Genomic DNA, 26,123 nt, shown 5'->3' on the forward strand with positions numbered 1-26,123 from the left:
TATGAATATCAGGGCGTGTCATTGTAATGCAATTCTTTTCTCTTGAGTAAAGTTCATCCTGAATATTCTTTACATAGATTGTTTAATTCGCGTACAAACCTTATACTGCGCCCAAATGCAATAAGTCATAGCAATATGCTTTAGGGAAGTTGGTGCAAATCCAACACTGCCCCCGCAACGGTAAAACGAAACGTATATCTTTATAAGTTTGCACTTACATCACTGCACTCGTGTGGGAAGATGGGTATACCAATATTGTTCGCAATATTTATATTTAAGTCCGGAGACCTGCTTATCGCGCCGTTTAACTCAATCATTCACGGGGGGTGAATGTATGGAGCCAGCATGCCAAATTTATTTCAGCCTACTGCTTTAGTGGGCGCAATCGCTATTGCGATGGGTTTCTCTACGTCTGTATCTGCGCAAGATAACACGAATGTTGTGAATGCTTCTTTAGAAACATTGGTGGTTACTGCATCACGTTCTGAAGAAAAGATTGAAAATGTTCCTGCACGTATTTCTGTGATTGATGAAAAAACTATTGAACAGTCTCCAGTTACAGACCTTCCGACCCTACTCACTAAAGAAGCTGGCTTAACTGTAAAGCAAGTTGGTGGTTATGGACAAACAGCATCAGTATTCTTACGTGGTACCAATGCAGCGCATACTTTATTTCTACAAGATGGTATGCGTTCAAACATTGCAACTGTAGCTGGTACCAACATTCCTCTTTTTGACCTTTCAGATGTGAAACAAATTGAAATTCTAAAAGGTCCTGCCTCAGTTCAATATGGTACAGATGCAATTGGTGGTGTAATTCAGCTCATTTCCAAAATACCAACAGAAAACTCAATATTTACAACGATTGAAGCTGGTGAACGTAATACCTATAAAACCATTTTAGGTGTTGATGTTGCAGAAGACGGTTTTTATGCTCAGCTCCGCGGTCAACGTTTTGAAACTGATGGTGATCAAATTATTGCCAATGATGACCGTAAAGCAGGCTTTGACCAAAAAGGCTATAGTGCGAAAGTAGGCGTAGAAAAAGAAGCTTATGGTCTTTCTGCTGAAGTTAAAGAAAATAAAGGGACTGGTGATTATTTTTCTTATGGTGCACCAGAAGCTTATGACTTCCTTAACCGTCTCTATAACGTTCAAGGACGCTTAAACTTAAGCAATAATTTAACTTGGAATACGCGTCTTTCTCAGTTTGATGATCAATACAATGTAGTCAAGTCATCTTATCCTTCAATTGTAAATACAGAACAGCAAGAAATTGACTCCAACCTAAAATGGCAATTCACTCAGCATCAGAACATACTCTTTGGTGTTGAATACAATAAAACAGAAGCAGAGAAAGTCGCTGCTTATATCGGTGACACAGGCTTTAAATCCGACAATGAGACCATTGGCTATTACGTCCAACATCAGTTTAAAAATGATCTGTTCTCAACGCAAGCAGGTGTTCGTGTAGAAGATAATCAGCAGTTTGGTACACATACTGTTGGTCAACTCGCTGCTCGTTACTTTGCCACACCAAAAACAAGTTTTTACACCAATGTAGGTACAGCGTTTAGAGCACCTGTTGTAGGCCAAATTATTTCTGAACCATCATGGTGGGGCGGTAATCCAGACTTAAAACCAGAAGAAAGTATTTCTTATGAACTAGGTTTTGATCATTCCCTTAATTACGGTATTCAACTGTATGGTTCTGTTTATCAAACCAAAGTTGACAATCTTATGGTATCTAATGCCTCTACAGGATTTAAGTTTTACAATCTGAAGAAAGCAACGTTCACTGGATCCGAGCTTGGTTTAAAGTGGAAACAGGATAACTTATTCGCAAATGCAGAATATGCTTATGTACAACCCAAAAATGATGATACTGACGAAGATGCCCCAAACCGTCCACGTCAAAACTTCACATTATCTGCGGGTTGGGATAATGGAGTCTATGGTTTCACAACTTCTTTGGTTGCTAAAGGTTCATCTAAAGATATTCAACAGATTCCTGGATATGCCACGATCGACATGAATGCTTATTGGCAAATTAACCCACATGTAAAAGTGTTCTCAAACATTCACAACCTTGGGGATACAACTTATAAAGCGGCATGGAATAACGAAGTTAGCTCGTACTACCTTGCAAGCGGCCGCCTAGCTACCGCAGGAGTCACTTTCCGTTATTAATTTAACTTAAAGACTCAAAAAAATTTTAAAACAGCGCAGTTTATGGATAATGTTTTGACCGGCATTATCCTTTTTTTCATTTAAACCTAGGTAAAATTATGGGCCACCGTTTAAGTAAAATTTATACCCGCACAGGGGATACAGGAACCACAGGACTTGGTGATGGATCACGTGTAACTAAAGATGATCTACGAATTACCGCACTTGGTGATGTGGATGAACTCAATTCAACGATTGGTGTACTTCGTGCTCAAATTAGCGCAAGCCCTATTACTGACAAAGCAATCTGGGATAAAAGCTTAAGTCTCATTCAGCATTGGCTATTCGACTTAGGTGGTGAAGTATGCATTCCCAACTACCATTTACTACAACCTGTTTGTATTGAGTTTCTTGAAAAAGAAATTGACAACATGAATGAAAACTTGCCCATGCTGAAAGAATTTATTCTACCTTCAGGTTCTTTGGTATGTAGCTATGCACATCAAGCGCGAGCGGTATGCCGCCGTGCAGAACGTAGCCTAATGTCGGTACACACCCGTGACCAGAACATTCAAGCCACTGCACTACAGCTGCTCAACCGCCTATCTGACTGGCTCTTTGTTGCATCTCGCGCCTTACAGCGTGCTGAAGGTGGCTCGGAAGTACTGTGGCAAAAAAATATTAACGACACGATTTAAAAGTAAGTGCATTGATTGAGACTAAATCACCAGTATTCAGTCTCAATCATGACTTTTTCTGAATTTAAGATCATTTCAGCGAACTTTCATTTACATCAATATCCAAACATTTATTGAGGACTTAAATTTCTAAAAATAAGGGGACAAATACAAGACTATGGACTGTGAAATTTCAGATAAGTCCGTAATAATCAAACTAGAGCAATCACTAGGCAGATTAAAACATGCAAATTATCGGACATCGTGGCGCACGGGGTGAAGCCCCTGAAAATACTTTAGGTGGATTCCAATATTTACATGACTTAGGCATCCGTGCTGTCGAGTTTGATGTGCGCCAACTTAAAGATGACACCTTGGTCGTGATGCATGATGATAATTTTTTACGCACGACCTCAATTGAACAAAATCTTTACACCTGCACAGTGAATGATTTAGCTCACTACAACCAAGCCACGATCTGGATGGACTGGCAACCTCAGATAACGCCGACCCTAGAGCAAAGCTTGAATATTCTACGTGAATTTTCTCATCTAGAAGTGGAAGTGAAAGCCGTGAATGATTTTGCAGCAGCAGAAAAACTGATTCAAAGTTTAGAGCAAGCTTTGACAGGATTTGAGCACAATGCGGTTATCACCAGTTTTGACTTAAAAATTCACCAAGCTTTACAACAGTCTAACTCGCGATTTAACCGTGGACTTCTGATCGAAGAGGACATTCAAGAACGTGCCATTGAACAGGCACTAGCATTAGGCTGTAGCCGTATTGGCTGGATGAATCAATTGGCAAGTGATGCCTTAATTCAAGCAACCCAAGCAGCAGGATTAAAGGTTAGTGTCTGGACCGTCAATGATATTGATCGTGCCAAGCATCTACAAAGTTGCGGTATAGATGGTCTAATTACTGATTTTCCGAAGATGATGCAACAGCAATTACAGTCGGTTTAATTTCTAACGGTCAATACGAGTGAGCACAGCTTATAGGCCTCTTTCATTCGATTGACCCAAAGCACAGATAAAATACCTCAAGCAACCAATAAAAATAGCGGATTGGTTACGATAAATTCAATCTTAGCATAGTCTTATTCTGTTACTGTTTAGTACAATACAACTGTACAATAATGCTAGAGTACAAATGTTGCTCATGCTAATATGCCAGAATCTTAATCCTTACAACTTGTAATGATTTAAGTCCTCAATTTTAACCTGTATCAGGTTTCTAGGAGTGCTGTTGGAGATGAATCCTCCCCTACCTCAAGCCCCAATTAACTGGATTGCAATTTTTGCACTGGTTTTTTTACCTATTGTTGCAGTTATCGCTGTTCCACTCTATGCCATTAATCATGATTTTAGCGCAAGCGCGTGGGTCAGCATGATTGTGTTATTAGGTATAAGTAGTTTGGGTATTACTGCGGGCTATCATCGCTTATGGGCACATCGTGCTTATGAGGCGACGCTACCTTTAAAAATCATTCTGATGATTATGGGTACTTTTGCCGTTCAGAACAGTATTTTATTCTGGTCTTCTGGTCACCGTACACATCACCGTCATGTCGATGATGTGGAAAAAGATCCGTACTCAATCAATAAAGGCTTTTGGTTTGCCCATATGGGGTGGATGTTACATGACTATCCAGCAGCAGAGCCTAATTTTAAAAATGCACCTGACCTGTTAAATGACAAGTTGGTCATGTTCCAACATAAATATTATGTGCCTTTGGTTATTTTGGTACATACTGGTATTTTATTACCGATTGGTTGGGCGGTTGGCGATATGTGGGGCGTGTTACTTTTGGGTGGATTGGTACGTTTAATCCTGAGCCATCATGTGACCTTCTTCATTAACTCACTTTGCCATATGTGGGGTAAACGCCCATATACGGACGAAAATACTGCACGCGATAACTTCTTGCTTGCGATTGCCACTTGGGGTGAGGGTTATCACAACTATCACCATATTTTCCAATACGATTATCGTAATGGTGTGAAATGGTGGCAGTATGATCCAACCAAATGGTTAATCTGGTCATGTTCAAAACTCGGTTTAGCGAAAAACTTACGTCGTATTCCAAGCTTTAATATCAAAAAAGCTGAACTTGCGATGAAGTTCAAATACGCTGAACAAGACTTAGAAGTTCATGGTCTAAACGTTAGTGACGATATCAATTCGGCTAAAGCTCGTATTGCTCAAGAGTACGATGCATTTACTCAAACCTTGAATGACTGGGCAAAGTTGAAAGAACAAGAAATTCAAGCGAAGAAAACTGCTGTGGCTGAAAAAATCCATCTAATGGATGAGAAACTCAAAGTTGAATTTCAGTTGGTCGAAAAGCGTTTAGGACATCATCGTGAGACTTTAACCAAGCTGATGCGTAGCATTAAAAAAGCGCCTGTTTCACAGTAATTGCTGCCTAATGAATTGATCGTTTCGAAAGAAAGCTCCGCAAGGGGCTTTTTTTAGCAGTACATAAAAGAAAACCATATGAATATAGTGAACATCCCTTTCGGCATCACCCACTGGGCAGAGATACCAACCACGCATCATACAGGTGATCAAGGTTACGCCTTGTGGTGCACTCAGCAATTTGACACGATTCGCGTATGTATGGCGGAGTATTCGGAGAACTATTTGGCCCTTGCGTATAAACAAAGCAGTGCTTGATTTATCCTCATGGTGTTCTAAAGGGCATATCCTGTTGTGCTTAGAAGGCGAACTACACACCGAACTAGATGATGGTCGTAGCTTTACCCTCACGGCTGGCATGAGTTACCAAGTTGCGGATCAGGCCGAAGCCCATCGCTCATCTACCTCGAAGGGTGCCAAGCTGTTTATAGTTGACTAAAACAGTTGGATATATCTCTTAACACTAAAACTTTGCTATATTGATGGGGTCATGGCTTATCCCTTGTGATCCTTCACTATGCAGTTCAATTCGCGCTACTCCCTCCTTCCTTCAAAGCTTTATCACCATCAACAACCTCTGCCACTGAAAGGGGCAAAAGCAGGTCATTTCAATGCTGCATTGGCAGAACAGTTGCAATGGTCTGAAGTCGACAAACAGTCTTGGGTAGAGATTTGTAGCGGACAAAAACCCTTTAGTGAATTTGAACCATTGGCAATGGTCTATGCTGGGCATCAATTTGGTCAGTGGGCAGGGCAGCTCGGTGATGGTCGGGGTTTATTGATCGCGCAAATTCTCGATCAAAATGGGCAAACCATTGACATGCATTTAAAGGGTGCAGGCTCTACTCCTTACTCACGTATGGGCGATGGGCGTGCGGTATTACGCTCGGTTATTCGGGAGTATCTGGCTGGACATGCGCTGAATAGTTTAGGCATCGCATCGAGTAATGCCGTGGGCTTTACCTCATCGGCTCAAGGCGTGCAGCGGGAAAAACTAGAATTAGGTGCGATGATGTTACGCACATCAGACTGTCATATTCGTCTGGGGCACTTTGAGTGGATCAATCAGTATCAACCTGATTTACTCGCCGAATTTACCCAAAAATGTATGGAATGGCATTATCCTGAATGCTTACAAGCCGAACAACCCATCTTGGCTTTTGCCACCCAAGTGATTCAACGGACTGCGGTGATGATTGCCAAATGGCAATTGGTTGGTTTTGCACATGGCGTCATGAACACCGATAATTTGAATATTACGGGTTCAACCCTCGATTTTGGTCCTTACGGTTTTATGGAACGTTTCCGCCCCAATTGGATCAACAATCACTCGGATTACCAAGGTCGCTATACCTATCAGCAACAACCGAGCATTGGACACTGGAATTTATGGACATGGCTGAATAACCTCATTCCGCTTTGCCCTCAAGACTATGACAAAGAACAATGGAAGCAAGATCTTGCCACTTGCCTAGAGCACTATGAACCCACATTCTTGGAGCACTATAAACTAGGCTTAAGTCAGAAAATGGGCTTGCCTCATTTCCATACTGACAGTTTTGACTGTGCCATGACCTTCTTACGGATTCTACAAACCGAACAGCTCGACTACACCGAAAGCTTTATTCGTTTGCAAAATAAACAATATGAAATGATCAAAGATGATTGTCTCGACCGCCGTCAGTTTGAAAGTTTCCTTGTGCAATACCAACAGATTCGTGCCAATCAAGACACAGCAGAACTAGATGCTGCAATGCAACAAGCCAATCCTGTTTATCTCCTGCGCAATCACATGGCACAAAAAGCGATTGAACTGGCTGAGCGGAATGACTTTTCAGAAGTCGAACGTTTATTTGACCTACTCAGTCAACCGTTTGAGCGAAATGAGGCACTAGAGAAAGTTGGGGATTTAGCACCTTTGCCAACGGATGTTCCTGAAGTGATGGTGAGTTGTTCATCTTAAAAGATTGGCTTAAACTGTGGATAAATTCAACAATATCCACAGCCCCCTCCCATTAGAGTGATCATCACCATGTCCTTACATCTTGTTGCTGCAAAAGCTGCACTTGCCCTACCAGAAGTCACTTGTAGTCAGCCCTTTGGTGAAGGCTGTGATGTGTATAAAGTCATGGATAAAATATTTTTACTCAATTCATCTTTAAGTGGTGCAATTTTAAGTAACTTAAAAGTTACGCCTGACCACGGCGCGATGCTACGTGATATTTATCCATATATTCATGCAGGATGGCATATGAATAAAAAGCATTGGATTTCAATTTATGAGGATGAAAACATAGATTCGGATTTAGTCATTGATCTTGTTCAAAGTTCTTATGAACTCGTGGTATCCAAGCTGAATAAACAACAAAGACAGCGGATCGCTGCACTTAAAGCCATCACATAAATATTTGGTAAATACTTTTTCGAATTCTTCTCTTTAATTAATTCGAATTTTTCTCTTTAATTAATCTGACTTCGGCTTAAAAATTTATCTAATTTATTGAAAAACAATTATCTTGGCGGAGTGTTATTGAGTTCTCATCGAATTTCATCATTCGCCACTTCATCTTGCGCTTCGCCAAAGCTTTAGTCGCTTTGACTAGCTCGGGCTCGCCCTACTTTTGTTTAGGCAAAACCTGCTCACGTCTTTTATTTTTTTAAAATATATTTAAGAAACAATATCTTACTTACACCATGCAAGTTGCAGATGACATTTCCACATATTATCTCGGCTAAACAGCTTTCCGACATTTTCTATGTATTACCCACTTTGGAATAAAAAATCGAAATTAAAAGCAAAGTGGGTAATGCTAAGCTCATAAAAAAAGCCCAACATCCTGTCGGGCTTTTTCGTATTAGTTCGCTAGGTATAACTCCTGTCGTACCTCACATCCTAGTGTTGAACTTATCATTTTTGTTTTATGTTTTGGAACATCCTGTTCTCCATAACTGCATCTTATAAAAAATTTTAGGGCTGACCTAGACGCAATCCGCTTGAGTTGGTGTAAGCCAAAACGTACATAGAAAAATAAGCTTAATCAGACTTACCCCCAAAATTATCCGCAGAAATTGTGGATAGTTTTATGGATGACTGAAGCAGAACCTTACTCCTTAAAATTAATTTTTGCGTGATTTAAAACCAACTTTATAGCTCACTGCTTCAATCTGTTGGAAATACAACCTTTCCTTTCTCAATTTTGTTTATTTAATTACCTATACAGATCAATCCGAAAAGATTCAGTATGAGAGTCGCTCACTCTCCACCCAAGTTAATCAAAAGTCCATGCCAAACCTCAGACAAAAATCCTCTGAGGTTGAATAAAACCTAAGTCATTTTCCTGCTCAGTTGCTTATTTGATTTGATTATTGAAAAGTATGGGCTCTATCTCTCAATCCACCCCGAAGTGACATGCTCATCGCTAACGGAACGCTTCACTGACTTGAATACAGACTGATCGACCTTGTCTAAAACAAATGTAAAAGTAAAAAGACAAACTAAAATATTATTTAAGAGGCTTATAATTTACCCATGAGTCAGAACCCTAACGCTCAAAAGCCCAATAAAAAAGGACTCAGATTGAGTCCTTTTCAACATCATCACCTGCGCTTTAGCTTTTCTTCGACTTCAATGTTTTAAATAAAACAAATAACACGAAGATCCAGACAGGAAGCATCAAGACTGAAAGCATAAAACCTTGATTCCACATGATATATAAAATCATCAGCATAAAGGCCAAAACAAAATAATTGCTAAATGGTGCAAATAAGGCTGGAAACTTGGTCTGAATACCCTGTTTTTTCATACTCTGTCTAAATTTAAGATGAATCAAACTGATCATCATCCAATTCAACACCGCCGCACTGACCACAATATAAATCAGATAACTCAGTGCTTTTTCAGGCAAGAAGTAATTTAACAACACGCAACCAAAAATCAGTAATGCTGAAAATAAAACAGCCGCAATCGGTGTCCCTTGTCGATTAACCTGCTTAAAAACTTGCGGAGCATTGCCCTGTTCTGCCAGTCCTAATAGCATGCGACTATTGGCATACATGCCACTATTACACACAGAAACCGATGCAGTCAGAATAATAAAATTCAGTAAATGCGCTGCCCAATCAATGCCCATTTGCTTAAAAATAAGCACGAATGGACTTTTATCCAGCCCACCCAAATCCAATTGATTCCAAGGCACCAAAGATAAAAGAATCGCCAACGAGCAAATATAGAATAGGAAAACCCGAATCACGGTTTGATTGACTGCTTTTGGAATATTCTTTTCAGTATCTTCGGTTTCCGCAGCCGCCATACTGATCAGCTCAATGCCACCAAAAGCAAACATCATAAAGGCCAGCATATAAAACAAACCTTCAAAGCCATGTGGGAAAAACCCGCCATGTGCCCATAAGTTCGTGATGGATGCGGTTGAACCGACATCTGCCGTCAGCAAGAGGTAAACCCCGAAGATGATCATGGCGATAATCGCTACAACTTTAATCATCGACAGCCAAAATTCAGACTCTGCATACAGTTTGACATTGGCAAGATTGGCCAGTGTGATCACCACAAAGAACACCAACACCGAGACCCAAGCAGGAATATGTGGCCACCAGTAATTCACATACTTACCAATCGCAGTCAGCTCCGTCATCACCACCAAGATATACAGCACCCAGTAGTTCCAGCCCGTTAAAAAGCCTGAAAACCGCCCCCAATATTTAAAAGCAAAGTAGCTGAATGAACCCGTCACTGGCTCATGCACAATCATTTCACCGAGCTGACGCATAATTAAAAATGCAATCAAACCGCCAATCATATAACCCAAAATAATAGATGGGCCAGCAGACTCAATAATATGTGCTGAACCTAAAAACAATCCTGTACCAATTGCACCGCCCATAGCAATCAATTGGATATGGCGGTTCTTTAAACGGCGCTGAAGTTTAGGCATCTCGCTGCTCAAAACACATGCTCATCTGATAAAAAATGAATTGTACCGCTTGCACAAGCGATCAACCAGTCTTGTCCTTTAAAGTCGCTGATTGCTCTATCTCATTTTCACCCACTGGAGATTTAAAAGGACTACTAATTTTAATTGCCGCCTTTGCTTAAATCCCATAAAAAAAGCGGATAACCCAAGGCTTATCCGCTTCTTCTATCACTCAGAAAACTGAATTAATCTTCTGGATACTCAAAACGATAACCGACACCATACACCGCTTGAATCCATTCATGACGGTTGCCTGTTTCGGCTGCATCCGAAATTTTTCTACGTAAGTTTTTGATATGACTATCAATAACACGGTCTGCCACATCAAAACTATCTGGATTAATATGGTCTAATAATTGTACGCGTGAATAAACTTGTCCCACATGCTCAAGGAACAATTCCAATAAACGAAATTCGGTTGGAGTTAAATTGAGGGTCTTTTGTTGATACCAGATGCGTTGTTGAGCTTTATCTACTCGAAACAAGCCATTTTCTTCAGGCTCAGCTTTACGGTCTAAACGGCGTAAAACCGCCTGCACACGTGCCACCAGTTCTTTCGGACTAAAGGGTTTACAGATGTAATCATCAGCCCCCATATTTAAGCCCAATACACGATCAATTTCTTCGGTTCGTGCCGTCACCATAATAATTGGCAAGTCAGACTGCTCTCTAACCTTACGACAAATGGTCAGACCATCCATTCGAGGCACCATCAAGTCTAAAATCATCAGGCTTGGTTTGCGTTGCATAAAACTGTCATAGGCTTCCTGCCCATCATGAAACAGACTGACTTCAAGACCTGCTGCTTCTAGATAATCACGGACCAATTGAGCCAGTTCAACTTCATCTTCAACCAGCATAATATGCTTCATGAATATTTCCTTTATGGTTTCATTTGTTTGGGAAAAGTGAGTTTGCAACGCAAACCACCTAATGGTGAATGTTCAAAACGCAAATGCCCACCGAGTGCCTGAGCAATCTTACATGAAAGTGCCAAACCTAGCCCTGTTCCACCTGTACTTCGGGTTCGTGAATCATCCACACGATAGAATCGTTCACCCAAGTGCTGCAATTGTTCATCGGTCAAACCATACGGGCTATCATCTACATAAAGGCTCCACGCTGTTTCAGTTTGTTCCGTGTGAATCTGGATTTCTCCACCCAGTTCGGTATAACGAATACTGTTGCTGAGTAAGTTGACCACAATTTGTTTGAATCGGTCTGTATCTAATTGTAAGACAGGAGCATCACCTTGCACGCTGACTTTTAGATTGGCTTGTTCAAACTTCGGCTTAAAGTTTTCGACCTCTTGTACAATCACATCCCATGGATTTACAGCAGTAACATAACATTTCAATTGCTGAGCATCGGCTTGGGCCAAATCGGCCAAATCTTGGGTCAATTTTTTCAGGCTACTCACTTGACGCATCATGGCATCCAAATGCTCAGGAGTTGCCTTGCGGATACCATCTTGCATCGCTTCGATTTGCGCTTGTAACACAGCCAAAGGGGTTTTTAATTCGTGCGAAGTATCAGCCACCCATTGCCGACGCGAAGTCTCATGCTGGTCCAAAATTTCCGCCAATTGATTCAATTCATTAGATAAATCACCTAATTCATCATTACGGTTAATTTTGACTTTATGTTGGTAGTTGCCCTGAGTCAATTCACGTGTCCCGTTCAACAAGCGCTGAATCGGTTTCTTAAAATAGGTCGCCAGCAATAATGCAGCAATTAGACTGGCTAAAATGGTCAAGCCATAAACCAAAAATAAGTAGCGTTTTTGATTACTAAAGAAGTTGATACTTAAGGCATCATCTTGATCAAGGACGGGCTTTAAACCTAAATAACCCACCACTTTGTCATTTACGATAATCGGGCGATAGGAAATTTGATCTGAAGAAGGCTCACCCACCACAAATTGTCGCTTGGCATCATATAAAGATAAACGTGAACTTAGCCCTAAACGGTCTGGCATTGAAATAAATTGCTTTTTCTTGTTGCTCTCTTTTAACTTATTTTGCGCTTGCCCTTCTTTACGATCAGGTGGTCGGAAAGCATTTTCATTCGATTTTAAAGGAAATTTTAATCCTTCAAAGGGTTGGTATTCAGAGGGCAAGTTTAACTCTAGCCAGCGTAATTCTTCTTGGTCGAGCAAAGGTTTTCCCTGATCTGCCCGAGCCAGCGTTGCTGGTAAATTCACAAAGGTGTGTTCTTCAAAATAACGCTGCTGCAAGGCAATATCATATTGTCGGCGCAACCACCAATGCGACAGTCGATCATAGTCATCTGGGTCGGCCTGACCCTCAATTTGTAAAATCTGAGCCTGAATGGCATTGCCCCAGTCATGATAAACCGAATACACCCCTGCCAAGTTGGAAATCAGATGATCGAGCTTTTGCATTTCGACATCTGCCACATACTTGGTGAAATTTTTCTGCATGGTCCAGTGCAACACCCCTAAACTCAGTGTGATAATCACTAAGGTAGTCAGCAATACAGTCAAGAAGAGGCGTAGCGCAATCGGGACACGTCGAGTATTCAACAGTGGTGCTCGGTTGTTATTGTGTTAGTGCTATTGTAACCAACCTATTTTCAAAAAACCCTCCATTGTTTCTTCATCTTTATTATTTAATCTTTAAGCACAAATGAAAAATAGCGTGCTGGGGTAACTTGTAATGAACTTGACGAAAAAAATTGTATTAGCAACCTGCGGTATTTTAAGTGTCGGAGCATTAACAGCTTGCCAATCCACACCAGAACCACAAGAGCACCCGCACCACACGATGGATGGTCGACATGCTGATCGTCTAACGCCTGAACAACGTGCTGAACGCGATCAAATGCGTACCGAACACAAGGCCATGTTTAAACAAATGCAACAAGCCTGTGATGGCAAAACTGTGGGGCAAACTGTTCAGGTAAAAGCAGGCACGCAAACCATTGATGGTCAATGTCATATGATATTCCAACCTGACCACAAACGTGGACATGAGATGCGTATGAGTCAAGCCCCAATGCAAGGTGATGAAGGCATGATGCGTCCTCAACGCGGTGAAAAACTAACCGATGCACAACGCCAACAAATGGTGCAACAATTCGATCAACGTTTGAAAGAAAAACAAGCGTTCCAACAAGCGGTAGAAACTGCTTGTAAAGGTCAAGCAGATGGCAAAGCCGTACAAATTAAAGCAGGTGAACAAACCCTTTCAGGCAAATGTTCGGTACGTTTCTTCCCTAACCCACCTCAACCGAATACGGCTCCAACTACAAATATGGCACCACCTCAAGCCGCATAAGCCGATTTACAACAAAAAAGACGCCTCAAGCGTCTTTTTTTATGCCTAAATGAGCAACATAACTTTTTACGTTTTTTGACTATTTGTATCACCTAAAAAAACATAAAATCGTTTACACTCAATGTACTTAGAAAATTCAAGCCACCTTTTCTTGACTTTGCAGTCACTAAGAAATGAGGGACAAGTGCTTGTACCTTATAACAAGATGTTGCACGATTAACTTGTACTTAAAAACGTGTCATTGAAGGCACGTCACCATGTTTATTAGGATTATAACGCTGGTTAAAACCAGTATTGAGGAAAACCGACATGCCACAATACAAAGCGCCCTTACGTGATATGCAGTTTGTTTTGCATGAATTACTAAATGCTGAACAACATTATGCAAAACTTCCTGCTTTCCAAGAAACCGTAAGCCGTGAATTGGTTGACCAATATTTAGAAGCTGCGGCAGATTTCTGTGAAAATGAATTGTCTCCAATCAATCAAAGCGGTGACCGTGAAGGTTGTACTTGGAATGATGGTGTGGTGACTACACCTACTGGTTTTAAAGAAGCGTACCAAAAATATATCGAACTTGGCTTCCCGTCTCTTTCTGCTGAAGAACAATACGGCGGTCAAGGTTTACCAGTTTCTTTAGGTAACGTGATTTCAGAAATGGTCGGTACTGCGAACTGGGCATGGGGCATGTACCCTGGACTTTCTCACGGTGCAGTCCGTACTTTAGAACATCATGGTTCTCCTGAACAAAAAGATGCTTACCTACCAAACCTTGTATCAGGTGTTTGGACAGGCACAATGTGCTTAACTGAATCTCATGCAGGTTCTGACTTAGGTATTATCCGTACTAAAGCTGAACCAAATGCTGATGGTAGCTATGCGATTACTGGCGAGAAAATCTTTATCTCTGCTGGTGAACATGACATGGCAGAGAACATTATTCATATTGTACTTGCTCGTCTTCCTGGCGCACCAAAAGGCACCAAAGGTATTTCTCTATTCATCGTACCAAAATTCAACTTAAATGCTGATGGTACTGTGGGTGAGCGTAATGCGGTACGTTGTGGTTCGATCGAACACAAAATGGGTATTCATGGTAACGCGACTTGCGTCATTAACTTTGACAACGCAAAAGGCTACCTGATTGGACCTGAAAACCGTGGTCTAAACTGTATGTTCACCTTCATGAACACGGCACGTATTGGTACTGCTGTTCAAGGTCTTGCTGCATCTGAAGGTTCATTCCAAGGTGCACTTGCATATGCTAAAGACCGTTTAGCAATGCGTTCACTTTCTGGTCCTAAAGCTCCAGAAAAAGAAGCAGATCCAATTATTGTTCACCCTGCTGTCCGTAACATGCTATTGACGCAAAAAGCATATGCTGAAGCGGGTCGTGCATTGGTTTACTTATTGTCTTTCCATGCAGATATCGTTGAGCAAGGTGCGACTGAAGAAGAACGTAAATACTCTGACAACATCCTCTCGCTACTTACACCGATTGCTAAAGCATTCTTAACCGAAACAGGTTCTGAATCTGCAAAACACGGCGTACAAGTGTTTGGTGGTCACGGCTTTATTTCTGAACATGGCATGGAACAAATTGTTCGTGATACTCGTATCGCTTGCTTATATGAAGGTACAACTGAAATTCAAGCTTTGGACTTGTTAGGTCGTAAAGTTTTGGGTACTCAAGGTGCAATGTTAAAAGACTTCACCAAGATTATTCACAAATTCTGCGAAGCAAACAAAGACAATGCAGCAATGAAAGAGTTTGTTGAGCCACTTGCTGCGCTTAACAAAGAATGGGGCGACCTCACCATGCAAATTGGTATGCGCGCTATGCAAAACCCAGATGAAGTAGGTGCCGCTGCTGTAGATTACTTGTATTTCTCTGGTTATGTCACGCTGGCTTACCTCTGGGCTCAAATGGCGTTGGTTGCACAACAAACACTTGCTACGGGTACCACTGATGTTGACTTCTACAATGCAAAAGTGACCACTGCACATTTCTACTTCAAGAAAATCTTGCCACGTGTTCGTTCACACGTCGATGTGATTGCGGGTGGTGTAGAGCCATTAATGTCATTAGATGCAGAACACTTTGCGTTCTAAACATACTTTAATGTTGCTTGCAATGTTAATTTAAGAAAAAAGGACTGGTCGGTTTTGACGGTCCTTTTTTTATGTAATCAATGCTAAATTTAATTCAATCCATAATACGTTGAATGCGTGTTATTCCACATTCAGCACATGCAAATGTATACAACAAAGGTGAACGAATATGCCAATTTATAATGCCCCACTTGCGGATATGAAGTTTATCCTCAATGACGTTTTCAACGCAGAACAATTCTGGCAGTCTAATGAAAATCTTGCTCATGTAGACAGCGCAACAGCTGAAGCAATTCTCGAAGAAATGGCTAAATTTGCACAAAACGTAACCTTACCGCTTAATCGCACTGGTGATGAAGAAGGTGCAACTTATAACAATGGCGCGGTGACTACACCTGCTGGTTTTAAAGAAGCGTTTAAGCAATATGCTGAAGGTGGTTGGATTGGTTTAGCTGCAGATGAAGAATGGGGCGGTCAAGGCATGCCTAAAATGCTGACCGTACTTGCAGACGAAATGTTATTTGCAACCAACCCATCGTTCATGCTTTACCCATTACTTTCTGTGGGTGCTGGTATGGCACTGAATAGCTATGCCTCTCAAGAGCAAAAAGAAACGTATTTACCTAAAATTTACTCAGGTGAATGGTCAGGTACCATGTGCTTAACAGAACCACACTCAGGTACAGATTTAGGTATTATCAAAACTAAAGCTGAACGTAACGAAGATGGTACTTACAACATTACTGGCACTAAAATCTTCATTACTGGCGGTGACCACGACTTAGCTGAGAACATTATTCACTTGGTGTTGGCAAAAACTCCAGATGCACCTGCGGGTTCACGTGGTATTTCATTGTTCATCGTACCAAAATTCCTTGTCAACGAAGATGGTTCAGTAGGCGAACGTAATGCCGCAGGTCCTGGTTCAATCGAACACAAAATGGGGATCAAAGCCTCTGCAACTTGCGTCATGAACTTTGATGCTGCCAAAGGTTACCTCGTAGGCAAAGAAAATGAAGGTCTTGCTGCGATGTTCGTGATGATGAACTACGAACGCTTGTCGATGGGTATTCAAGGTCTGGGGGCGTCTGAATATGCCTACCAAAATGCAGCACAATATGCGACGGATCGTTTACAAGGTCGTAGTGCATCTGGCGTGAAATCACCAAACAAACCTGCAGACAGTATTTTGGTACATGGCGATGTACGTCGTATGTTGTTAAACGTACGTGCCAACAATGAAGCATCGCGTGCCTTTGCTGTGTATGTGGGTCAACAGTTAGACATCACCAAGTTCTCTACTGATGCTGCAGCAGTAAAACAAGCCAATGACCGCGTTGCGCTACTTACACCAATTGCGAAAGCATATTTAACCGACACCGCGTTCCAAGCAACGCTAGATGCGCAAATGTGCTTCGGTGGTCATGGCTATATCCGTGAATGGGGTATGGAACAATGTGTACGTGACTTACGTATTGCCCAAATTTACGAAGGAACCAATGGCGTTCAGTCACAAGACTTGATCGGTCGTAAAACCATTAAGTGTAATGGTGCCTACATTGCTGAATACATCGAAGAAATTCGTGATTTTGCCAATGGTTTAGATGCAGACTTGAACTTCATTAAAGATGCGACCTTAGATGCAGCAACAGAAGTTGCTGACCTGACTCAATTCGTACTTGAACAAGCGGCTGAAAATGTAGAATTCCCGAACGCAGCAGCGGTTGACTACTTACACGCTGTGGGCCTACTTAGCTTTGCTTATATGTTTGCCCGTATTGCCAATGCGGCAAAAGATAAAGACGGTGAGTTCTTCCAAAACAAATTAGTACTTGCGCAATACTTTGCACAACGCATTCTTCCTGAACTAGACATGCGTATTGCTAAAGTGAAAGCAGGTTCTGACTTGATCATGAACTTCAGTGAAGACTATTTCACTAGCCAAGCATAAGCATTCAATATAAAAAACGCCTGCATTGTCAGGCGTTTTTTTATGCAACAATGTTCATGTGCATGAAATTTGCTTATGATTGAATATGTTGTTATTTCATTCAATTCAAGGAGGTAAAGATGTCTGAACGAGATCCTAAAGTGGTCAAAATTGAAACCCTCCTCGACCGACTAGGCAATATAGCGGTTGAAAGCTTTCACTACATTGCCCTATTCATTATTGGCTGTATGGTGGCATGGTCCGCGGTGCATACTGTAATCGAGATTTTAACCGTCAAACAATACGCCACGATCGATGACATTCTATTGTTATTTATCTATTTAGAATTGGGCGCCATGGTGGGCATTTATTTTAAAACCAATCATATGCCCGTGCGTTTTCTGATTTATGTGGCGATTACTGCCCTCACCCGTCTTTTGATTTCAGACATTCAACACGATCATAAAGCCGATATGGACTTGGTGATTATTACAGGTTCAATTTTGATTCTTGCGCTAGCCATTTTAATTGTGCGTTATGCGTCATGGACATTTCCTTCCGTCATCCGCGATAAACATCATGATAAACCCTTACCGCTAGGTAAAACCCCACGTCCTGAAGATGATGAATTGGCTTAATTGAATCTTGTAAAGATTATATAGCTACTTTCGATCACGGCAGAGGTCACTTTGCCCAGATCGAAAGATGGCAGCATGCCTCTATCTAGGGACTAACACATAACGACCATTTTCAAAGATCCAGTACATGTTTTGTGGCGGTTCAGGTAACCCTAAACGTTGCCAGTCATTAATAATCCGATAATTTGAACTTTCAATCCTTGAATTGGCATCACCAAAAACATAACTGGTACTTTGATGATTGTATTGCGTGTAAGTCGGCGCTTGTAAGTTAATACTCACGTTGGCTTGTGGTCGATCCCAATTCGGTGGACGATGATCATGTGGCGGATAAGGTCGATTTGGATAAGGCGGTTGGGGTGGATAAGGTCGATAATTGGGCCGTTTGGTACTGGTTCCCTGATAATTCGACCAGCCATTGGCATCTGCAGAGGCATAGCTAGAACTCAGCATCAAGATGGCTATTCCACATGCAAAACAGAACTTCTCTTTCATCTGCTGCTCCCAATGATCTTTGTTGATATTTTAACCTATCTTGTTGCTCAAGCATGTATAAAAATAGCAGGCTGGGCAAAGATTTGTACACGATGCTCTTCCCACTCTGAATGTGAATTTGGATTGCTATGCTTTATGTTAAAATAATTTTTTTCATGGATTAGGTGGAACATTGTGGCGGAATTAAACTTTGAACGACTGCATCAATTTTTCTCAAAAGTACCAAGCGTGCAAAAAAGATTAATCGACTCTTATGGAACAGACGGTCAACATGCATGGTGGTTTAAATTCCAAATTAATGTCGATCATCCTCTCGCATGGCAAACCGTACAAGAACTGGGGCATGTACTGAATTACATTTCGACCAATGAACGTTTACCTACTGTATTCATCCCCGTTTCTCCTCCACCTTATATGAATGGTGAAGCCAAGGCGTTTCTGGCGTGGGTTATTCAATGTAACCATCCAGATTTTCCACCCGATGTGGTTTGTGACTGGCTCGAAGCCCGTTTACCACAGCCTGTTGAAGATGAAACGCAGTGGAAAATTAAAACTGATCTACATGAATTAGATAACATGACCGACAAAGATTTGGATCAAATCATTCCGCCAAACCCTTAGGTCTAAACAATTTCCCCCTCTCAATTCCTGATTTAAATCAGGAATTTCCTCCCTTTATTAAAGGGAGGTTAGGAGGGATTAAAAATTAAAACGTCGATAAACCACTCCACTCCATAAAACGATATAACGCATATTTCAACTTCGAGTCATCTGCATACTTGGCATAATCCACACTCATTTGTTTCCCTTCGAGGTTTGACCATGCCGTATTAAAGTACTGATTCGCATCTTGAAACACTTGAGCCTGAGTCGAACCCAGTACACGTAAATCTGTCTCTAAATTATAATTTTTAATATTTCGCGCGGTAAAATTGGCTGAACCTAAAATCATTTCACTGCTATTGCCACTACGCTTCACAATCATTTTACTGTGGCATTGTTCGCCTTGAGTGTTGCACCAACGCACAGAGATACCAACCGCATGTAACTCAGAGGCTACCTGACGGTTAGGAATACCATTTTTTTGACGTCCAAAAGCATCTTTATTCGGATCAAGTAAAACCCGCAGTTGCACACCACGCTCCTGTGCCGCGATGAGGGCCTGAATAATTTGTCGCTCAGATAAATAGAACATTGCCAAATCAATCTGATTGTGTTTCTTTGCAGTCGTAATTAAGTTTAAAGTTGCCTCCAGAATCGCTTGTTCCGTCAGGACTTGCACTTGGGGTTCTGTTTTCGCGGCCTCAAACTCACCCAGAATAATCATCGGAATGTCACCACCAGACATTCGACCTACCGCTTGCTCGGTCTTTAAAATATCGATAGCGGTATTGCCCATCACCACTAAAGCGACATTAGAATGTCGTGAACTACCATCATGTGGGTTCATCGACGTGACTAAAGCCTTCCATCCCTGCACCGTATCCACCACCAAGGTTTTACGATGATTGGCTTTAAAGTTAAATAAATTAAAATAACTGCGTAGAGTGATCGGTTCTTTACCAAATGGATTTGGCAACCAACCTTTTTCAGGATTATTGCCTGCATTTTGACAGCACAAATACCAGAAGCCTGACCAAGTTGGATTGGATGCCCGTAGTGGACGCAAATCGGTTTCAATCACATCAATCCCCGCTTGGCGCAATTGACGATAATGTTCAGGCGCTACACCGCCATAGACTGAATTAATAGGGTCGGTAATAAATTTAATTTCAACCTGCGGATACTGGCGGCGTTTCGAAATTAAGGCATCAGTTAATTGTTGGGTTAATGCTTGCTGTTGCAGTTTCGATTCACCGACTTCTTTATTGAATAAAAACATATCCAATACAATGGTCGTTTGGGCTTCATCAATCATTTTTAGCATTTCATTAAAAATGACGTGCTGTTGCTGCTGTTTGCCATCACGGGTTAAATACGTCTGATCCGCTAAAAACTTCACTTGGGCATGCCGTAGTTTCCCCGTGTAATTTAAACCTTCAGGCAACGGTTTTAGCGTGTGATAAATCCCTGACGCCAAATAGCCCAGTGCCAAGAAACTAACAATGACCGCAGCATAACGCCGCGGTGTCCAATTTAATTTATGATGAATTTTTCGAAAAATACGCATAAGAAAAAACCTAACCCAATAGGTTCAGGCTAGGTTTTCTTGACACATTTTTCAAGTGGCTTTGTGTGACATCACCTTGAATCCATTCAAAAAGTCAATGTTTACTTAGAAACCAAATTCCAACCCAACTGTGAAGTTCCGCCCCATTTGTGGCAGTGTCGATAAGAATGATGCATGGTTATATACCGTTTCATCTAACAGGTTATTGGCTTTGGCATAAACCCGATAATCCGTTTTATCCGATAGGCGGGCGGCATAAGCTAAACCCAGATTTACCATATTGTAGCCATCGGTTTCTGTTTCATAGACTGCAATTTTGTCTTGTTTGAAAGCACGGTAATATTCCGCAGTTCCCGAGAAACCATCACCAAAATCAGCGTCAAAACGTGTTCCTACACGACCACCAGGAACACGTGGCGCATCCCCTTCAGCATCGATTTTTCCACGTACATAGTCACCAAATAACGTGGTGGTATAGATTGGCGACAGTTGATATGAAATTTCCCCTTCAGCACCATAAAAACGTGCTTTATCTTGCGCATATTGAATTAGACGGAAATCTTCATAACGATCCAGCGTTTGGGCATAGATATAATTATCAAACCAATTATGGAACACATGAACATGATAGTTCAGTCGATCGGTATCGTAATGGAAACCCAATTCAAGGTTATTCGATTTCTCAACAGCTAAATTTTCATTGCCCAACTCGTAGGTATTGGTTGCCAGATGCTTACCTTGTGAATACAGCTCCTGCGCCATCGGTAACCGTTCTTGATGGGAGGCCACCAAAGACAATTTATAATTCGGTGCAAATGCCCAGTTCGCCGCACCTGAATAAGAAAATGCATGATCGTCATAATCTTTTTGTGGTGAATCAATATCGATATTTTGCTGATCCAAACGTGCTGCCAGTTCAAAATGCACATCGTTCCATTGGCGATGCTCTAAAGCAAACACACTCCATTTATCTGTGGTACTTGGCCCCGCAAATAACGCTTCTTCTCCTATGATATCGAGTTTTTGGCGACCAAACTGAGTGCCAATCACGCCTTCCCATGCCCCAATCGGGTTATGCAGCAATTCTAAACGCGTGTCATAACCTTGGCTTTTAAAGGTTGTGGCCGCTTGACCTTCTTCAATTTCATCATGTTGATAATCGGTATAACTCGCTTGTACACGTAGTTTTTGGAAGCCTGCAAATGGGTCTGCCAACTCACTTCTAAAATCATAACGCTCTGATTTTAGATCTACCCAAGGTCCCGCATGACTATGGTCATGTGCCTCATGTATATCTGCTTCATGCTCATGATCGTGCTCACCACAATGTAAATGTGGTTGTCCTGCTAAATGTGCTTCACAGCTTTCATATTCATGATTATGACCGGGCAATCCATATTGATCTTGACGATTGGTATAAGAAACTCCTGTAAAACCATGATCATAAATCCATGACAGTCCTAAAGTCACATTTTGAGACTCCGCAAAAGTGTTATCTACGCGACGTTCTTTTTCACCTTCATGAACATAATCTGGGGCAATATAATTATTTGCATCTCGTTTCAGGCCTTCAACACGTAATGCGACTTGATCACCCAAACCAACGGTTACCCCTGCTGTAGCTAACTTTTCATCGTTGCCCGTGTTGTAACGTACACCAAGTTTTCCTTCATAGCCGTTCTCTGGCATCTGGGTGGGAATCTTATTGTCCGTGACATTGACCAAACCACCTACATTTCCAGCCCCGTACAATAAGGTTGACGGACCACGTACAATTTCAATTTGCTTGGCTAAAGTCGGATCTACGGTCACTGCATGATCAGGCGATAAAGTCGATACATCCATGGTTTCAGAAGCATTTGCCAAGACTTTGACACGTGCCGCATCTTGCCCTCGAATCACGGGGCGACTGGCACCTGGACCAAACTGATTAGAATATACACCGACTTGATTACTTAACGCTTCACCTATGGTGGTACTGCCTTGCGCCAACTGATCGCTTTTAATCACGTGATCGGCAGCCGAATAATCCACGGCGGTCTGCACCAATGGATGTGCGGTCACTTGAATGGTGTCTAATTTTTGCGTAGATTCATTATCTTGTGCAAATGCAGAAGGTGCGATTACCGCAAGAATCGCAACGGAAAGTAAATTCTTATGAAAGTGCATGAGTCAGGTTTGGTCTGGTGAAAGTCATTAACTGTTATAATATAACATTACTATTATTTTGCAATAAGAAACAGAATCTCCCTGCTCAGTTCTTTATCTTGGTTTTAGCGCATTATCCATTTTATCGCCTTATTTCGAATTATGGGATTAACCTGATTTCATGCCTTTTACTCTTTCTCATGCTGTTCTCGCACCGCCCCTTGCCAAACTTAGCAAAGGGTATTTACCCACGGCTGCCCTCGCCATTGGTTGTATGACGCCCGATCTAACTCGGCTGTTTACCCAACAGGATGGTGGAAAAACCCATCTCTGGAGTGCTTTGATTTATCCGAATTTAGCAATTGGGCTGATTTTTTGTCTGTTCTGGTATTTACTCTATCGACCTGTGCTATATCGTTTTTTAGGCTTACAAGATCCATTGCAGCTAACACAACTTAAAACACGCATGGGTTTTGTTATAGGCATTGTCATTGGCATTTTGGTTGGGATAAGTACCCACCTGATTTGGGACGGGCTGACCCATGTCGACTTCAGAACCTTTGCCTTTCGGGATTTCCTAAGTCAAAGCATTTCCCTATTCGGGCAGCATTTTCCTGTGCATCGTGTGCTTCAAATTGGCACATCCATCCTGACATTACCTATCCTTGCTTGGATGTGTATCCATTATTTTCAACAATTTCGACAAAGAGAAAAAGTTTCGTTCAAGATTAAGCTTTATGCTTGGAGTTTATTTGGCTTAACGCTGCTGAGCGGCTTTTATTCAGTTTGGGATTATGCGCGTTATTTTTCTCATGAAGTCTGGGTCGCCAATCTGTACTATTTTACAGGGCGAAGCATCAATGAATTTACTCAAGTCGCTTTAGTCATCTTCAGCACAGGCTGTCTTATTTTTATGTTCTTCGATCAAAAACAGCATTTCAAATAACCTCAGGTTCCTGAATTTTGCACCGAAAAGCCCTGAAATAATGTGGAATTTGGATCTAGTCCTTGTGACAAAATCCTCAACGAGGCATAATCCTTCCTTTACGAGCGGTACGCTGTTTACGTATGCGCTTCCTTAACCCATATAGTTGGATTTTATACGCTATGATGCGAACTCATTACTGCGGTTCTTTAACCGAAGCCCAAATTGATGAAACCGTAACCCTTTGCGGTTGGGTACATCGTCGCCGTGACCACGGTGGTGTGATCTTCCTCGACATGCGTGACCGTGATGGTTTAGTTCAAGTCGTGATTGATCCAGATACTCCTGAAGCATTCGCAACTGCGGACAAAGCACGTTCAGAATTCGTATTAAAAATTACAGGCCGTGTACGTCGCCGTTATGAAGGCACAGAAAATGCCAATATGGTGAGCGGTCAAATCGAAGTTTTAGGTAAAGACATTGAAGTTCTGGCTCAATCTGAAACTCCGCCATTCCCATTAAATGACGAAAATACCAATATTTCAGAAGAAATTCGTTTGAAATATCGTTTCTTGGACATCCGTCGTCCAGAAATGTTAGAGCGCTTACGTTTCCGCTCTAAAGTGACTAACTTGATCCGTAACTATTTTGAAGATCACGGTTTCCTTGACGTTGAAACACCAATCTTGACCCGTGCAACACCAGAAGGTGCACGTGACTATTTAGTGCCAAGCCGTGTTTCAAATGGTAGCTTCTACGCACTTCCACAATCACCACAATTGTTCAAACAGTTGTTGATGGTGGGTGGTATTGATCGTTACTACCAAATCGCGAAATGCTTCCGTGACGAAGATTTGCGTGCAGATCGTCAGCCTGAATTTACCCAAATCGACGTTGAAACATCGTTCATGAGTGACGATGACATCATGGATTTAATGGAAGGCTTAACGGTTAAAATGTTCAACGAATTATTGAATGTAAAATTCGATAAATTTGAACGTATGACCTATGCAGACGCAATGCGTGACTATGCCTCTGACAAACCAGATATGCGTATTCCATTGAAATTGGTTGACGTTGCAGACTTAATGCAAGACGTTGAGTTCAAAGTATTCGCAGGTCCTGCTAAAGATCCTAAAGGTCGTATTGTAGCTTTACGCGTTCCAGGTGCAGGTTCTCTTCCACGTAGTGCAATTGATGAATACACTAAATTCGTTGGCATCTACGGTGCGAAAGGTTTGGCTTACATCAAAGTTAACGAACTTGAAAAAGGCATCGAAGGTCTTCAATCTCCAATCGTTAAATTCATCGAGCCAATCGTGCTTGATTTGTTAAAACGTGTTGGTGCTGAAAATGGCGACATCGTGTTCTTCGGTGCAGACAAAGCCAAAGTTGTTAATGACGCAATGGGCGCACTTCGTGTGAAGATTGGCCATGACATGAACCTTGCAACTTGTGAGTGGGCGCCGCTTTGGGTGGTTGACTTCCCAATGTTTGAAGAAACTGATGATGGCAAATGGACCTCTGTGCATCACCCATTCACCCTTCCAAAATCAAGTGTTGAAGAAGTGAAGAATAACCCAGGCGCTGCGCTTTCTGTTGCCTATGACATGGTATTGAACGGTACTGAAGTCGGCGGTGGTTCACTCCGTATCTATACTTTAGAAATGCAAAAAGCAATTTTTGAAGCATTAGGTATTGGCGAAGAAGAAGCCGAAGAAAAATTCAGCTTCTTACTGAATGCATTGCGTTACGGTGCACCTCCACACGGTGGTTTGGCATTTGGTCTTGATCGTTTAATCATGTTAATGACAGGCGCGACTTCAATTCGTGATGTGATTGCATTCCCGAAAACGAAGACTGCTGAATGTCCATTAACTCAAGCGCCAGCGCCAGTTGAAGCCAACCAATTGCGTGACTTAGGTATTCGTTTACGTGAAAAACAAAAAGCTGAAGCAAAAGAAGCATAAGCTTTAGCTTCACTCAAAACCCTGCACTCGTGCAGGGTTTTTTATGCTCAAATGTTCCAATCAATGACATTTTTGAAAATTACATCTTTACTAAGCATTCTTTAAATTTTCTTTTGAACTTTTCTTTCATCCCGCTTAGAGTAAGCAACAATAGCCTATATTCTGTTGCAACAGTTCT

Annotated in this window: 19 protein-coding genes, 1 pseudogene and 1 riboswitch; of the genes and pseudogenes, 14 read left to right on the forward strand and 6 right to left on the reverse strand. The window is 41.6% G+C overall.

The window, feature by feature from the left end; translation table 11 throughout:
- Positions 1–105 precede the first annotated feature (105 nt).
- Positions 106–311: riboswitch (cobalamin riboswitch) on the forward strand.
- Positions 312–345: 34 nt separating this feature from the next.
- The 7 genes and pseudogenes from E0H87_RS05425 (at position 346) to E0H87_RS05455 (ending at position 7,671) form a co-directional block, all read left to right on the forward strand.
- On the forward strand, positions 346–2,190 hold the full coding sequence (locus E0H87_RS05425) for a TonB-dependent receptor plug domain-containing protein (protein WP_131322670.1): 1,845 nt from the start codon (positions 346–348) through the stop codon (positions 2,188–2,190).
- A 98-nt stretch (positions 2,191–2,288) separates the two neighbouring features.
- Positions 2,289–2,867, forward strand: coding sequence for a cob(I)yrinic acid a,c-diamide adenosyltransferase (locus E0H87_RS05430; RefSeq protein ID WP_131322671.1), 579 nt, complete (start codon positions 2,289–2,291; stop codon positions 2,865–2,867).
- A 224-nt stretch (positions 2,868–3,091) separates the two neighbouring features.
- A complete protein-coding gene (locus E0H87_RS05435) occupies positions 3,092–3,811 on the forward strand; it encodes a glycerophosphodiester phosphodiesterase (protein WP_131322672.1) in 720 nt (239 codons plus the stop codon).
- A 289-nt stretch (positions 3,812–4,100) separates the two neighbouring features.
- Positions 4,101–5,267: an acyl-CoA desaturase gene (locus E0H87_RS05440; RefSeq protein ID WP_131322673.1), complete on the forward strand. Its 1,167-nt coding sequence runs from the start codon at positions 4,101–4,103 to the stop codon at positions 5,265–5,267.
- Positions 5,268–5,345: 78 nt separating this feature from the next.
- A pseudogene (locus E0H87_RS05445) lies at positions 5,346–5,706 on the forward strand (DHCW motif cupin fold protein).
- Between the two features lie 78 nt (positions 5,707–5,784).
- The gene (locus tag E0H87_RS05450) at positions 5,785–7,230 is read left to right on the forward strand and encodes a protein adenylyltransferase SelO (protein ID WP_131322674.1); all 1,446 of its coding nucleotides are present in this window, start codon (positions 5,785–5,787) and stop codon (positions 7,228–7,230) included.
- Positions 7,231–7,299: 69 nt separating this feature from the next.
- Entirely contained in the window at positions 7,300–7,671 is a 372-nt protein-coding gene (locus tag E0H87_RS05455; protein ID WP_131322675.1) for an MmcQ/YjbR family DNA-binding protein, read from the forward strand.
- Between the two features lie 1,204 nt (positions 7,672–8,875).
- On the opposite strand, the gene E0H87_RS05460 is transcribed toward E0H87_RS05455, so the two are convergent.
- The 3 genes from E0H87_RS05460 to baeS form a co-directional block, all read right to left on the reverse strand.
- A complete protein-coding gene (locus tag E0H87_RS05460) occupies positions 8,876–10,231 on the reverse strand; it encodes an amino acid permease (protein ID WP_131322676.1) in 1,356 nt (451 codons plus the stop codon).
- 212 nt (positions 10,232–10,443) lie between these two features.
- On the reverse strand, positions 10,444–11,130 hold the full coding sequence (locus E0H87_RS05465; RefSeq protein WP_131322677.1) for a response regulator: 687 nt from the start codon (positions 11,128–11,130) through the stop codon (positions 10,444–10,446).
- An 11-nt stretch (positions 11,131–11,141) separates the two neighbouring features.
- Positions 11,142–12,803: a sensor histidine kinase efflux regulator BaeS gene (baeS, locus tag E0H87_RS05470; protein ID WP_131322678.1), complete on the reverse strand. Its 1,662-nt coding sequence runs from the start codon at positions 12,801–12,803 to the stop codon at positions 11,142–11,144.
- A gap of 133 nt (positions 12,804–12,936) precedes the next feature.
- On the opposite strand from baeS, the gene E0H87_RS05475 reads away from it, so the two are divergent.
- From E0H87_RS05475 to E0H87_RS05490, 4 genes are all read left to right on the forward strand, one after another.
- Positions 12,937–13,557 (forward strand): hypothetical protein, encoded by a 621-nt coding sequence (locus E0H87_RS05475; RefSeq protein WP_131322679.1) that lies wholly within the window; start codon positions 12,937–12,939, stop codon positions 13,555–13,557.
- Positions 13,558–13,866: 309 nt separating this feature from the next.
- A complete protein-coding gene (locus E0H87_RS05480; RefSeq protein ID WP_131322680.1) occupies positions 13,867–15,669 on the forward strand; it encodes an acyl-CoA dehydrogenase C-terminal domain-containing protein in 1,803 nt (600 codons plus the stop codon).
- 169 nt (positions 15,670–15,838) lie between these two features.
- Positions 15,839–17,620, forward strand: a complete 1,782-nt coding sequence (locus tag E0H87_RS05485) for an acyl-CoA dehydrogenase C-terminal domain-containing protein (protein ID WP_131322681.1) — start codon at positions 15,839–15,841, stop codon at positions 17,618–17,620.
- A gap of 119 nt (positions 17,621–17,739) precedes the next feature.
- Positions 17,740–18,237: a phosphate-starvation-inducible protein PsiE gene (locus E0H87_RS05490; protein WP_131322682.1), complete on the forward strand. Its 498-nt coding sequence runs from the start codon at positions 17,740–17,742 to the stop codon at positions 18,235–18,237.
- Between the two features lie 81 nt (positions 18,238–18,318).
- Here E0H87_RS05490 and E0H87_RS05495 read toward each other — a convergent pair whose 3' ends face one another.
- Entirely contained in the window at positions 18,319–18,732 is a 414-nt protein-coding gene (locus E0H87_RS05495; RefSeq protein WP_131322683.1) for an RcnB family protein, read from the reverse strand.
- Between the two features lie 174 nt (positions 18,733–18,906).
- Between E0H87_RS05495 and E0H87_RS05500 the strand changes: the two genes are divergently transcribed.
- A complete protein-coding gene (locus E0H87_RS05500) occupies positions 18,907–19,353 on the forward strand; it encodes a hypothetical protein (protein ID WP_131322684.1) in 447 nt (148 codons plus the stop codon).
- Between the two features lie 85 nt (positions 19,354–19,438).
- On the opposite strand, the gene E0H87_RS05505 is transcribed toward E0H87_RS05500, so the two are convergent.
- Together E0H87_RS05505 and znuD are read right to left on the reverse strand one after the other, a co-directional pair.
- Positions 19,439–20,902 carry a phospholipase D family protein gene (locus E0H87_RS05505; RefSeq protein WP_131322685.1) on the reverse strand — a complete coding sequence of 488 codons (1,464 nt, stop codon included), beginning with the start codon at positions 20,900–20,902 and terminating at the stop codon, positions 19,439–19,441.
- 105 nt (positions 20,903–21,007) lie between these two features.
- Positions 21,008–23,071, reverse strand: coding sequence for a zinc piracy TonB-dependent receptor ZnuD (gene znuD, locus E0H87_RS05510; protein WP_131322686.1), 2,064 nt, complete (start codon positions 23,069–23,071; stop codon positions 21,008–21,010).
- Between the two features lie 160 nt (positions 23,072–23,231).
- Here znuD and E0H87_RS05515 point away from each other — a divergent pair, with 160 nt between their 5' ends.
- Positions 23,232–23,996, forward strand: a complete 765-nt coding sequence (locus E0H87_RS05515) for a DUF4184 family protein (protein WP_131322687.1) — start codon at positions 23,232–23,234, stop codon at positions 23,994–23,996.
- Between the two features lie 161 nt (positions 23,997–24,157).
- Positions 24,158–25,945 (forward strand): aspartate--tRNA ligase, encoded by a 1,788-nt coding sequence (gene aspS, locus E0H87_RS05520; protein ID WP_131322688.1) that lies wholly within the window; start codon positions 24,158–24,160, stop codon positions 25,943–25,945.
- Positions 25,946–26,123 lie beyond the last annotated feature (178 nt).

The sequence above is a fragment of the Acinetobacter sp. ANC 4178 genome, assembly GCF_004331175.1.
In the GTDB taxonomy this organism is placed as follows: Bacteria; Pseudomonadota; Gammaproteobacteria; order Pseudomonadales; family Moraxellaceae; genus Acinetobacter.